At 50.0% G+C, this 11,959-nt stretch carries 12 protein-coding genes and 1 pseudogene; 6 read left to right on the top strand and 7 right to left on the bottom strand.

What is annotated here, in order from left to right; all coding sequences use genetic code 11:
* Positions 1–163 precede the first annotated feature (163 nt).
* A complete protein-coding gene (locus PN477_RS17080) occupies positions 164–451 on the top strand; it encodes a Uma2 family endonuclease (protein ID WP_272117789.1) in 288 nt (95 codons plus the stop codon).
* A 163-nt stretch (positions 452–614) separates the two neighbouring features.
* Positions 615–1,235, top strand: coding sequence for a GUN4 domain-containing protein (locus PN477_RS17075; RefSeq protein ID WP_272117787.1), 621 nt, complete (start codon positions 615–617; stop codon positions 1,233–1,235).
* A gap of 48 nt (positions 1,236–1,283) precedes the next feature.
* Here the strand turns inward: PN477_RS17075 and PN477_RS17070 are convergent, their stop codons facing one another.
* Positions 1,284–1,706, bottom strand: a complete 423-nt coding sequence (locus PN477_RS17070) for a hypothetical protein (protein WP_272117785.1) — start codon at positions 1,704–1,706, stop codon at positions 1,284–1,286.
* Positions 1,707–1,762: 56 nt separating this feature from the next.
* Between PN477_RS17070 and PN477_RS17065 the strand changes: the two genes are divergently transcribed.
* Positions 1,763–2,095, top strand: a complete 333-nt coding sequence (locus PN477_RS17065) for a toxin-antitoxin system HicB family antitoxin (RefSeq protein WP_272117783.1) — start codon at positions 1,763–1,765, stop codon at positions 2,093–2,095.
* A gap of 183 nt (positions 2,096–2,278) precedes the next feature.
* Here the strand turns inward: PN477_RS17065 and PN477_RS17060 are convergent, their stop codons facing one another.
* Positions 2,279–2,797, bottom strand: a complete 519-nt coding sequence (locus tag PN477_RS17060; RefSeq protein WP_272117781.1) for a YchJ family protein — start codon at positions 2,795–2,797, stop codon at positions 2,279–2,281.
* Positions 2,798–2,931: 134 nt separating this feature from the next.
* On the opposite strand from PN477_RS17060, the gene PN477_RS17055 reads away from it, so the two are divergent.
* From PN477_RS17055 to PN477_RS17045, 3 genes are all read left to right on the top strand, one after another.
* Positions 2,932–6,588 carry a hydantoinase B/oxoprolinase family protein gene (locus tag PN477_RS17055; RefSeq protein ID WP_272147492.1) on the top strand — a complete coding sequence of 1,219 codons (3,657 nt, stop codon included), beginning with the start codon at positions 2,932–2,934 and terminating at the stop codon, positions 6,586–6,588.
* A gap of 174 nt (positions 6,589–6,762) precedes the next feature.
* Positions 6,763–7,104, top strand: coding sequence for a type II toxin-antitoxin system RelE/ParE family toxin (locus PN477_RS17050; protein ID WP_272117777.1), 342 nt, complete (start codon positions 6,763–6,765; stop codon positions 7,102–7,104).
* 4 nt (positions 7,105–7,108) lie between these two features.
* Positions 7,109–7,423, top strand: a complete 315-nt coding sequence (locus tag PN477_RS17045) for a helix-turn-helix domain-containing protein (RefSeq protein ID WP_272117775.1) — start codon at positions 7,109–7,111, stop codon at positions 7,421–7,423.
* Between the two features lie 109 nt (positions 7,424–7,532).
* Here the strand turns inward: PN477_RS17045 and PN477_RS17040 are convergent, their stop codons facing one another.
* The 5 genes and pseudogenes from PN477_RS17040 to PN477_RS17020 form a co-directional block, all read right to left on the bottom strand.
* Positions 7,533–7,865: a gamma-glutamylcyclotransferase family protein gene (locus tag PN477_RS17040; protein WP_272117773.1), complete on the bottom strand. Its 333-nt coding sequence runs from the start codon at positions 7,863–7,865 to the stop codon at positions 7,533–7,535.
* Positions 7,866–7,915: 50 nt separating this feature from the next.
* A complete protein-coding gene (locus tag PN477_RS17035; protein ID WP_272117772.1) occupies positions 7,916–9,073 on the bottom strand; it encodes a DNA cytosine methyltransferase in 1,158 nt (385 codons plus the stop codon).
* Positions 9,066–9,710, bottom strand: a pseudogene (locus PN477_RS17030) (Eco29kI family restriction endonuclease). Before PN477_RS17030 ends, PN477_RS17035 begins: the two are co-directional and overlap by 8 nt.
* 189 nt (positions 9,711–9,899) lie before the next feature.
* Entirely contained in the window at positions 9,900–10,373 is a 474-nt protein-coding gene (locus tag PN477_RS17025) for a GNAT family N-acetyltransferase (protein ID WP_272117770.1), read from the bottom strand.
* A gap of 249 nt (positions 10,374–10,622) precedes the next feature.
* Positions 10,623–11,816, bottom strand: a complete 1,194-nt coding sequence (locus PN477_RS17020; RefSeq protein WP_272117768.1) for a hypothetical protein — start codon at positions 11,814–11,816, stop codon at positions 10,623–10,625.
* Positions 11,817–11,959 lie beyond the last annotated feature (143 nt).

Genomic DNA, 11,959 nt, shown 5'->3' with positions numbered 1-11,959 from the left:
TTTGCTGCGCCGCCAGTACAACTGGACTTCGCTCGTGTAGGCTGTCTGATCCATCGTCTCGGGTGGGTCGTTGACCAAGGATTATACTAACATCAAGCCGTCCTAGAAGGACGGGGTTTCTACCCAAATTTTCGATGAAAATACGTTTTTGGGGTCACAGACCATGACGCAAGGTACGCTTGAAATCTCTTCTCCCTTAACCCCGCAGGACTATTTTGCCTGGGAAGCTCAACAACCCCTACGCTATGAATATTTTGATGGGGAAGTCTTTGCAATGGCAGGGGGAACCATTCCCCATGCAGACATTGCGCTCAATGTAGTAAGTCTGTTGCGAGAACCCTTGCGGGGGCGCTGCAAGGTGCGCAACTCTGATGCCAAAGTGGGCATTACTGCCGAGGGGCCGTTTACCTATGAAGATGTTGTTTTAGATGCGAAGGATGAGGTGGCTTAAACAGGATGGCATACTGGGTTTGGTATTTTGCCACAAATGAATCAATGGAAATCCCAAAAGCTCTGATTTTGTGAGCAATTCTCACCCTATACCTATCGCTTCCCGCATAAATCGGCGGAAGTTCCATTAAACTAATAGGCGAGCTTTTTGATCATCTGACGGTATGGATTGGATTACAATCGCCACTATTGTTTCTGCTGGTGCTACTGCTACTGCGGCTTGGATCGCGTGGGAGCATCTCAAACACGAAAAAACCAGCAACCAAACAACGCGACACATCGCGGCTGCTCCAATTCCAGCCCCTCCAGCATTTCCAACGACCTATGGGGCTACGTCTAATGCGTCACTGGAGAGCGAAGTGGGCGCAGACTACAGCACCCTCCGGAAGCTCTTGGCTGCCCAACGCTTCAAAGAGGCGGATCAGGAAACATGGCGTATGATGTTGTGGGTTGCGGCGAGGGAAAATGAAGGGTGGTTCCGAAATGAGGATATTGAACAGTTTCCCTGTCGCGATCTGCAAACGATCGACCGTCTTTGGGTACAGCACAGTAACGGGCGCTTTGGGTTTAGCGTCCAGAAGCGGATTTATAATGAGGTTGGCAAAGATTTTGTTAAGCTAGCCGACCGTGTGGGATGGCGGCGGGGAGAAGAGTGGTTGAAGTACGAAGACTACAAATTCGAGTTAAGAGCCCCGGTGGGACACCTCCCTCGCGGGCGTGGGGGTGGTTGGGTTGATGGCGGAGATTGGGTATTCTTCTCTCGCGTCGAGACTTGTAGATTGTAATATATAAAGGCTACAGGCTTTTTTTAAGAATCATTAACCCGTTGATTTTCACGAACCCATGCGGGGTCTGGCTTTTCGATACCTGGCACTGGAATTCTCGAGTTCCTGAAACCCACTCTCCACAAACTCCGTACTACAACTTTTCCTCAACATCGCCCCCGCCACCTTCGGGTTATAACAATTTGCCAAAATAAACTTCTCCGCCACCGCAATCACGGCCGGGTTCATCACCTCCCGCTGATCCCACGGCAAACTCGTTTGCCCTGGTGAGGGTTTCTTGGCTTTGCGTTTGTTCTGAAAGCCTTGGAGCAGGTTTTTGCCCCAATGATTCCGCTTGGGGGGCTTGGCTTTCAGTTTATACCGTTTACAAAACTTGCGATATTCTGCGGCACATTGTTCTAAGGTTTCCCCTAATGCCAAATACGCCGGATGCCATGTCGTTAAGCCGTCCTCCCCTAAGCGGTCATGCACCCCATAATTGCTGAAATCATATTAGTTGTTAAATTAGTAGAATATGGAGGTCAAGTATGAGTCGATTAACCCTTCGATTACTGGAAACACTACACCAGAAATTGGCTGATTTGGCAGAAGGTGAGGGCGTTTCTTTGAATCAATACATTGTCTATGCTCTGACACAACAGGTAACCCTTTTCTCTTCTATTCGCTCCATTTCTGAAGCAGGAATTCAGGCACAAAAACCGTCTTTCAACTCCTTACTGCAAGAACTTGGAACAGCCTCTTCCTCTGAAATGGCAGCGGCACTGGCTGAACGAGACAGGGTAGCACCAGAGCAAGAATTGGACTCTAATACAGTTGCGCGTCTTCAGCAAAAAATAAAAAACGCGAAAGCATCATCGTAACCGTCCCAGGGACTTAAAAACGGTCAATGTCTCAACGAAATCAATAGGGTTTCAGCCGTTGAATAAACCACGATTTGATTGTCAAATCGCTGAAACGACCAAAACTCGTTAAACGCTTGGGACGGTTACGCATCATCTTTCCCGATCTGATGCGAGAAGAGTTACAATCCTGCATTGCTGACGCTAGCGTTTTTTGCCGTGGCATTGTTTGAACGTTTTGCCACTTTTGCACCAACAGGGTTCATTTTTCTTGGGGTGCAACGGCGGTAAAAGATCGCCATCGAGATAAAACCATTGACCCATTTCCTGACGGAAACGCGATCGCTCATGCAGTTGCATCGCCCTTTTCCCGTCTTGAAATAACGCCACAAACTCAACGATTCCCGTTTGATCTCCCGCTTGACCCTGCTCCGTGGCAATGATTGTTAAACCGAGCCAGGTGACACTGTTAGCCGTTGCTGCGATTTGATGGCGGCTATGGGGTTCACGGTACTGGGGATGATGGGTCTTAACGAGGTAATCAATAGTTTTGGTGCAGTAGGCACTGTAGCGCGATCGCATTAATGCCTCAGCCGTGGGGGCAGGCCGTTGCCCTTGGAGGTATGGGCCACAGCAGTCTGAGAGCCATTGACCACTCCCACAGGGACAAGGGATTGATGGGGGCAGATTCGTTGACACGCTCACCGTTAAATTAACAATCATAACGGTGAGCGTGGGGCGATTCCGTTTTAGTTCCTGACAGCTTGAGCCGTTGAAGCCATCCAGGGTAACGCTTGGGGAGCGATCAAGCTGGCATAATGTGGCGGTAGAGAGTTGGTATGAGGGCGATCGCAGCGATGACTCCAGGGCAGACGGGTTGGCAGTTTTGGATTGATCGGGGGGGGACGTTTACGGATATTGTGGCGCAGCGGCCCGATGGGCGGCGGGTGGTGCATAAACTGCTGTCGGAGAATCCTGAACGGTATGAGGATGCGCCGATCCAGGGGATACGGGAGGTGCTGGGGTTGGGGCCGGATCAGCCGCTGCCGCTTGAGGAGATTGAGGTGATTAAGATGGGGACGACGGTGGCGACAAATGCGCTGCTCGAACGCAAGGGCGATCGCACCCTTTTCGTCACGACCCAAGGCTTTCGGGATGTGCTGCGGATTGGCTATCAGCATCGCCCGGATATTTTCGCCCGGCAGATCGTGCAACCGTCGATGCTGTATGAACAGGTGATCGAGGTGGCGGCGCGGCACGATGCCCAGGGGCGGGAATTGATCCCGTTGAACCCGGAGCAGGTGCGCCAGGATTTACAAGGGGCGTACGATCGCGGCCTGCGCAGTTGTGCGATCGCCCTCCTCCACGGCTACCGCAACCCCGACCATGAGCAGCGGATTGGCGCGATCGCCCGTGAGGTGGGCTTTACCCATGTGTCTTTGTCCCATCAGGTCAGCCCGTTGATGAAGCTGGTGAGTCGGGGCGATACGACGGTGGTAGATGCCTATTTATCGCCGATTTTGCGCCGCTATGTGGATCAGATTGCGGCACAGTTACAGACCGAGGCGGATCAAGCGTTGCCCCGCTTAATGTTCATGCAGTCCAACGGAGGCTTAACGGCGGCGCAGCAGTTTCAGGGGAAAGATAGTATTTTATCCGGCCCGGCGGGGGGGATTGTCGGGGCGGTGAAAACCTGTGGGGTGGCGGGGTTTGACCGGGTGATCGGCTTTGATATGGGGGGAACTTCGACGGATGTGAGCCATTATGCCGGGGAGTATGAGCGCAGCTTAGAAACGGAAATTGCCGGGGTGCGGTTGCGATCGCCCATGCTCGCGATTCATACCGTGGCGGCGGGGGGCGGTTCGATTGTGCGGTTTGATGGGTCTCGGTATCGCGTCGGCCCGGATTCGGCGGGGGCAAACCCAGGGCCAGCGGCCTACGGTCGCGGCGGGCCGCTGACGGTGACGGATTGCAATGTGAGGGTGGGGAAGGTGCAACCGGCGTTTTTTCCGGCGGTGTTTGGCCCCCATGGCGATCGCCCCTTGGATGCGGCGGCAGTAACGGCGCAATTCGACACCCTCGCCGCAGAGATTGGGGACGATCGCAGCCCGGCGGAAATTGCGGCGGGTTTTCTCGCGATCGCCGTCAACACCATGGCCAACGCGATCAAAAAAATCTCCCTCCAACGGGGCTACGATCTCGCCGGTTATACCCTCTGCTGCTTTGGCGGCGCGGGGGGACAACACGCCTGTTTAATCGCTGAAGCCCTCGGAATGCGGCGGATTGTGATTCATCCCTATGCGGGGGTGTTGTCGGCCTATGGGATTGGCTTGGCGGATGTGCGGGTGATCCATGAACAGGCGGTAGAAGCACCCTTAACCGAGGCATTGATCCCGGCATTGGGGGCAATTTGTGAGGAATTAGCCGCCCTCGGTCGTGGGGAATTACAGGCCCAAAATACCCCCATCGATCCGATCGAACGCCGCCCCACAGCCCAATTGAAATATCAAGGCACAGATACCACCCTGACGGTGGATCTCGATGATCGCGCCTCAATGACCGCTGAATTTGAGGCCCAATACCGTCAACGCTACGGCTTTACGATGGGCGATCGCGCCCTCATCGTCGAATCCCTCAGCGTCGAACTGATCGCCCCTGCCGCCACGGCCACAGAATCCCCCCAACCGCGATCGCGCCTCACCCCGCCCCAACCCCGCACCACCGTCCACCTCTTCACCGCCCAAGCCTGGCATGATGCCCCCGTCTTTGAGCGCGACACCTTACAACCGGGGGATGCGATCGCAGGCCCGGCGTTAATTATCGAAGCGACGGGGACGAATGTGATTGAACCGGGCTGGCAAGCGACGGTGAACGATTACGGGCATTTGGTAATTGAGCAGATCGCCCTCATCCCCGGCCCTTCTCCCACAGGAGAAGGGAGCCAGAAGCCCTCTCCCGTGGGAGAGGGTGGGGTGAGGGCATCCATTGCCGATCCCGTCTTGCTGGAAATTTTTAACCATGGGTTTCGAGCGATCGCCGAGCAAATGGGCACAACCCTCCAAAACACCAGCTATTCCGTCAACATCAAAGAACGCCTTGACTTTTCCTGCGCCCTCTTCGACCCGGCCGGGCAACTGGTGGCCAATGCGCCCCATATTCCCGTCCATCTCGGCTCCATGAGTGCCAGCATTGAAAGCCTGATCGCCGCCAAGGGTGACGCATTTCGCCCCGGTGATGTGTATCTGCTCAACAACCCCTACAACGGCGGCACTCATTTACCCGATGTCACCGTGATCACCCCTGTTTTTTTGGAGAGCGATCGCCCCGCCTTCTACGTCGCCTCACGGGGCCACCATGCCGACATTGGCGGCATTACCCCCGGTTCGATGCCGCCCCACAGCACCCACATCGATCAAGAAGGGGTGTTATTCGATCATGTGTGCCTTGTGAATCAGGGCCAATTTTGCGAAGCGGATATTCTCGCCCACCTCACCGCTGGCCCCTATCCCGCCCGCAACCCCGATCAAAACCTCGCCGATCTTCGCGCCCAAATCGCCGCCAACGAAAAGGGCGTGCAAGAACTGCGGCGCATGGTGACCCAATACGGCCTAGAGACGGTGCAGGCCTATATGGGTCATGTCCAGGACAATGCGGAGGAGTCAGTACGGCGAGCGATCGCTTCCCTACAAAACGGCTCCTTCACCTGTCCCCTCGACCACGGCGCAGAGATCCAGGTCAAGATCACAATTCACCCCGAACCCCGCAGCGCCACCATCGACTTCACCGGCACATCCCCCCAAGTGGCCAGCAACTTCAACGCCCCGATCGCCATCGCCCAAGCCGCCGTCCTCTATGTGTTTCGCTCCTTGGTGGATGATGATATTCCCCTGAATGTGGGCTGTTTAAAACCCCTCACGATCATCGTGCCCCCTGGTTCTCTCCTCAATCCCCGCTATCCGGCGGCGGTGGTAGCGGGGAATGTGGAAACCTCTCAGGCCGTGGTGGATTGTCTCTATGGCGCGTTGGGTCAATTGGCCGCCTCCCAAGGAACGATGAATAATTTCACCTTCGGTAACGCGCAGTATCAATATTACGAGACGATTTGCGGCGGCAGTGGGGCGGGGCCGGGGTTTGCGGGAACGGATGCGGTGCAGACCCACATGACGAATTCACGCCTGACCGATCCGGAGGTGCTGGAATGGCGGTTTCCGGTGCGGTTGGAACGGTTCGCGATTCGGCCCGACAGTGGCGGCGCGGGGGCCTATCCGGGGGGGAATGGTGTGATCCGGCGGCTGCGGTTCCTCGCCCCAATGACGGCGGGGATTCTGTCGGGGCGGCGGCGGGTGGCTCCCTTTGGTTTGGCGGGGGGCGGCGCGGGCCAAACGGGCCGAAATTGGGTCGAGCGGGCCGATGGGACGATTGAGGAACTCGACAGTACGGCGACGGTGGCGATGGCGGCGGGGGATTGTGTTGCGATCGCCACTCCCGGCGGCGGTGGCTATGGCTCCGTGTGAACTGAGAACGTGCCTGAACAGTATCAGACAAAGATGCTAACGGTTGCGGTCAGCGGTTGCCAATCGCCTTGCACTCAGCACCAACGGCTTCCTTCAATCCGCTGCACCGCATGCACCGCAATTGTTGGGCTGCGCCAACTGATACTAATATATCAGATATGATATAAGAGACGTATGGACGAAACAGATAAACCGTTGGTTTGGCTTCATGGAGAAGTCAAAACCCCTCCCTTTAGCCAAGAAGCACGGATAGAAACAGGTGTGTTGTTGCGGCGATTGCAGCAGGGTGAAAATTTGGGTTTGCCTCACTCAAGACCAATGCCAAGTATTGGGTCACATTGCCATGAATTGCGAGTTCGAGATGCAAGTAAGAACTGGAGAATCATTTACCGCATTGATAATGATGCAATTCTCATTCTTGAGGTATTTCATAAAACAACAAGAACGACACCCGACAGCATTATTGATACCTGCCAAAAACGCTTGAGTAAGTATGACAACGATCAGGAGGATTAGGGATATGGACGAAGCCAAGAGAAAAAAACTAGAGGACAAAGGCTGGAAAGTTGGAACAGTTTCAGAATTTCTAGACCTCACGCCAGAAGAAACGACCCTCATTGAAATTAAGCTGGCATTGAGCCGCAACCTAAAAGAACGACGGCAAAAATCAATGACTCAAACAGAACTAGCAGATAAATTATACTCCAGCCAACCCCGTGTTGCCAAAGCTGAAAATGGTGATGCGTCTGTCTCTATTGAATTGCTAATTCGGGCAATGCTGGCAACAGGTGCAACCCCTCAAGAAATTGGTCAAGTGATTGCACAAGTAGGCTGAACTCAATCTCCCACAGATAACTTTGCTGTACTGTCCCAACCAAGGACTGAAGCAGCCCAACGCCTCGCATCAGCGGCGCAGCTTTGCTGCGTCCGACTGCATGCGTTTGTTAGGCGGCATGGTTGAGTGCATAAACATAGGCTTCAATTTTTTCACCACTTTCAGTTTTAACGAGCACAGCTACACGCTTGTAACCAGTACCTTCATATTCATCAAGCATTGACCAATGTTCTGATAAGTGATCTGAAGAGAAAACAAAACCCTCAACTTCCTCTCCTTCATCTGATGGCATGATTCCAGGGCAACCAAATTCGGAGCCCCATCCTTCGTCCAGCAATTTTCCTTTTAGTGATGCCGCCTCCCAGTTGCCCGGTATGTCCTCTAAAACACCATGATTTGGCCTTCCAGGTGCGAGTGTTCCGTAAACAAACAATCTTTCCATTTTATCTGCGTGCTCTAGCTGTAATGCCGCCTAACGTTGAAGTTAGCTGTCTAAGGATCACAGCTTATAACGTTAGACAAAGAACTCGCTATACAATAGCCTAGCTCTACCGGCACCGCATTACCAATTTGCCTCATAGATTCTGTCCAAGACCCCAAAATTCTATAGTTCTCAGGGAAAGTTTGAATTCGTTTAGCTTCAAATGTAGTGTAGTAACGTATTTGACCATCCTGATATCGAATCATATTTTCTCCTCCAGGGACACCATGGTCTCCTGCTTTGAGAGCTTTAGATGGCATATCTATATAGCTTCCGGTATGACCAGGATATGATCTAGCACCTTCCCTTAAAACATGCTCAGCATTAAAACTACCTTCAGTATCAGGTTCTGGGAGTTCTCCAATTTGATCTCGAACTGTTTTCCATGGCTTTAAGGGAGGAGAAAACAGAGTAGGCTGTTGTATCAATTGCTCAATCCGCTGTTGAGTTCTTTTATCTAGACAGCCAAATCCTGATGGTTTAATTCCATGCCTCTCCCAGTAATTCAAACTTACAAACTGTGACCAGAGTAAGGAATCAAAAGAATGGGATTCTTGAGGGAAAGACCACTCGATATTCAAATCTTCTCTGATTCCAACAATAAAAACTCGTTCGCGGCGTTGAGGAATTCCATAATTTGCAGCATCTAGCAAACGAAAAACAACATTATATTTGACCCCTTCATATTTTCCTGAAGTATGAATTTTTTCGAGTCTTGCTAAATGATCTTTCCAGCATTTTGAATCTCGAAGAAAAACCTCAGGATATCTCAACCTTAATATTATGTACTCGAAATAGTTGCTAAATGACTTGCGCAAAATGCCCTTAACATTCTCAAAAATAAAGGCTTTAGGCGTACAAACACTTATCGCTTTACAGACATAAGGAAACATATCTCGTTGATCTGCATTTCCCTTATGCTTCCCTCCCATTGAAAATGGCTGGCATGGAGGACCACCTGAGATTATATCGATATGACCAAACTGATCAAATTGAAATGTACGGATATCTGTATTGTAGATAAACTGATCGCCGTAATTGTAAGCCAATGTTAGACAAGCATCATTATTTATTTCAACAAAGGCTTTGTGCTGAATTCCAGCCATCTCTAAACCTTTGGCCAGTCCTCCTGCACCTGTAAACAACTCTAAGCAAGACAGTCTAGGCATCTTCTCCACTCAATCTAGCCATGAAATTTTCAATGCTTTGAAGTAGCTCTTCTTTAGTACCATGAACCCCTTGGCACTTTACAGCCCAGGGTCGCCCTGGATGACAAACATCCCAATCTGATTTTGCTGGCGCGTATCTGCCTTTTCCAGGGTCATGATTGCCGAATCCATCGATCAGAGTGTTCCAAATCGGTTGGTATTTTCTAATAAGTGCAGCTTCCACAGTACCAATTCAATCACTTTCTTTGCCTTCGAGAATCATAAAGCGGCAGAAAAAATCAGATCTATTCAAGTTTTCTGCCAAATCTATGCTGCGACTATGTTCATTAATTCGATTGTTTAACTCGTAGCTCCGGGTGTCTACAGGTATTAGCTGCCTAGCTTGACGCCAACCTTTTGGAACTGCTTTTCCAACATAGATAGGCATGTGGAATGCAGTTCTATTAACCAAATTAAATCTTGAATAAATACCAGATTTTGCAATGCAATATAGTGCATAAATTCCTGTGCCATGAAAACGCTCTGGGACAGGAATTGGATGTACAGGTGTACCGTTAAAAAAACGTATTGTGTCTTTTATGACTTCTTCAAAGTCAGGAGAAACGTAAACATGTTTGGAACGGTCAAATATAGTCATATAAGCTGAATGTAGACCGATAGCTTTAAGCGTAGGAACGCTTCATTATATTAGATCTCTCCGCGATCATGCTTAATATGAGTTGAGACCTGATGCAGCGTATCGCAACTAGACAGCTAACGCGATGCTAAGGGGCTGGTTTGGAGCGTAGCGGAAAACCAGTCCCGCTTGAGCAGCTTGTTAGAAGTTTTACGCATTTTGTTGGCCTATGGGAAAATAGTAGGTGGTAAAATTACGACCTAAAAGTTGAGTGTGACAGATTTTGGTAGCCATCTTGGCCAGTGCCTTATATCCGCGCCTAGTGTCTAATAGATGAAATCGTACTTCATTATACCCGAGCTCGCTTGCCCAACACTTTAGAGTTTTGAAAATCGGGATACCAAAACCCCAAAACTTTTTTGAAATCACAATTGCAATTTCAAAACCGTTATCATCCGGTTGTATTCCACACCATCCGGCTATTTCCCCTGAGATAGAAATCACACGAACTCGACAGCCATCCTTTGCGTCTGTCTCAGCCTTATCCATGATCCATTCTCTAATGCTTTTTGAATCGAAGTAAGGATGCTCAACTAGGTGCGCACGCAAAGATTCCTCATTTACGATACGCATCAAAACTTCTGGATTTACCTGCTCGAATTTCAAATACTCGATACTGCTCATTTCTGGATACTTCTAACGGTGGAGTTGAGCCGCGAACGCCGCTTAGCCAGCGCCGTCGGGCTAACGGCTTTCGTCGGCTCCAACGCAATGTTGTGGTGACTGCGTTTTTGGAGGTTAGCATATCATGTCAAACTTTGTGCTACGCAGGCAGTACAACGGCAAAATGCAGCGGCGGCAGATAACCTTTAACTCAGCACCAGCAGCTTTCGACCGTCCGCTGCCATGACGTGTTAGCCCTCGCTTGGATAATTAGCCTCTCGATAGAAAAGGTAAGCGAGAACCACTCATACCTTTTCTGATGCTGTTCTCAATATCAAGAATCACCTTTTGAATGCCATTTTCTTCGTCACCCAAAATATCTCTTTTCATTAGATTGAAGTAGTCTTCAATGTTTTGTTTAAGAATAGGTCGATAGTTAACTTCCGTATTATGAATGTCTACTGCGTCCCAAACAATAATTGCTACAGTGACTACGGGACCCAATAGCTCTCCACCAACTAATGCCCCTGCTTTACCTAGAAAACTTGCACTTGCCTTAGCGACGACTTTAGTAGCGACCTTCGCAGTTACCTTTTCAATTGCTACGATTGCTGCTTTCGCTAGTAATGCACCACCACCCAGACTTGCAATAGTAAAAGCTTTGAGTTGTAACGGAACTTGTCTTCCTTCAATGTTGGTTACGAGAACTGTTACATTTTCTAAATACTCATTCCAGTTTGCTTTAGGAATATTGTACTTGATACGGATTTTCTCAAGATTTCGTTGCAGTTCGCTGGTATAGATCTGTGAAATATCTCTTGAAATAGTCTTCAATTCCAGCCTTGCGATTTCAGGACGAAGAACACGATTTGTAAACTCCTGAAGAACTTCCTCCTGAATCTTCTCTTTGGCAGTTGGGAGATTTTTATTAAAGACTCGCTTTCCAGCCTGCAATGTTCCATCCAAACCAAATTTTTGCTGAGTCCAGTATCCAAAATACCAATCTAAAAAATCACCGTCTTGGCTTGAGTCAACTCGGTTCATCAAGCTATCAACCCATTGATCAAGTTCATCTGAAGCAGTCGTTAAAGCTGCCTCACGAGCTGCTACTAAGGCATTATCGATTTCTAGTGTGAGTTTATCTGCTTGAATTGCGACTGTAGAACTATCAGATACTCCAACAGGATTAGATACAGAAGACGGTACGCTTCCAAATGCAAAATAACGTCCGAGAGAAGAGAGAATAATGAGAATTAAAATACCCCACAAAATGGTAGAGACAATACGCCAGCCTAACTTTAGGAGCCTCCGCCATGTAGGAATTATCTCTACAGTATCGAGCAATACTAAATTGGCAGCAAGCGATAGAAAAGCTTTTCCTTTCGCCATGTCACACTTGATCCCTGTAATTGCAAGCCAACTCAGCAAACTATCAGACTGCTTTGACACTTCAGGTGCTGTCATAGATTTGTTGACATACTCCCCCACTAAACCCTACGGGCTATAGTGGGGGATTCTGAACAGCCAGTTACCTGACCATTTATCCACTCAAACAACGAGAGTTGCAGAGGGTTGCTAGGCTCAACGACTAACGCCATTGATTTATC

The sequence above is a fragment of the Spirulina subsalsa CS-330 genome, assembly GCF_028330765.1.
Taxonomy (GTDB): domain Bacteria; phylum Cyanobacteriota; class Cyanobacteriia; order Cyanobacteriales; family Spirulinaceae; genus Spirulina; species Spirulina subsalsa_A.
This window is presented reverse-complemented; position numbering and strand designations above follow the sequence as displayed.

Bases quoted from the DNA above. Each gene is read 5' to 3' on its own strand.
- PN477_RS17020 (WP_272117768.1), bottom strand. From the start codon at position 11,816: ATGACAGCACCTGAAGTGTCAAAGCAGTCTGATAGTTTGCTGAGTTGG.
- PN477_RS17040 (WP_272117773.1), bottom strand. From the start codon at position 7,865: ATGGAAAGATTGTTTGTTTACGGAACACTCGCACCTGGAAGGCCAAAT.
- PN477_RS17025 (WP_272117770.1), bottom strand. From the start codon at position 10,373: ATGAGCAGTATCGAGTATTTGAAATTCGAGCAGGTAAATCCAGAAGTT.
- PN477_RS17060 (WP_272117781.1), bottom strand. From the start codon at position 2,797: ATGATTGTTAATTTAACGGTGAGCGTGTCAACGAATCTGCCCCCATCA.
- PN477_RS17065 (WP_272117783.1), top strand. From the start codon at position 1,763: ATGAGTCGATTAACCCTTCGATTACTGGAAACACTACACCAGAAATTG.
- PN477_RS17080 (WP_272117789.1), top strand. From the start codon at position 164: ATGACGCAAGGTACGCTTGAAATCTCTTCTCCCTTAACCCCGCAGGAC.
- PN477_RS17055 (WP_272147492.1), top strand. From the start codon at position 2,932: ATGACTCCAGGGCAGACGGGTTGGCAGTTTTGGATTGATCGGGGGGGG.
- PN477_RS17075 (WP_272117787.1), top strand. From the start codon at position 615: ATGGATTGGATTACAATCGCCACTATTGTTTCTGCTGGTGCTACTGCT.
- PN477_RS17045 (WP_272117775.1), top strand. From the start codon at position 7,109: ATGGACGAAGCCAAGAGAAAAAAACTAGAGGACAAAGGCTGGAAAGTT.
- PN477_RS17050 (WP_272117777.1), top strand. From the start codon at position 6,763: ATGGACGAAACAGATAAACCGTTGGTTTGGCTTCATGGAGAAGTCAAA.
- PN477_RS17035 (WP_272117772.1), bottom strand. From the start codon at position 9,073: ATGCCTAGACTGTCTTGCTTAGAGTTGTTTACAGGTGCAGGAGGACTG.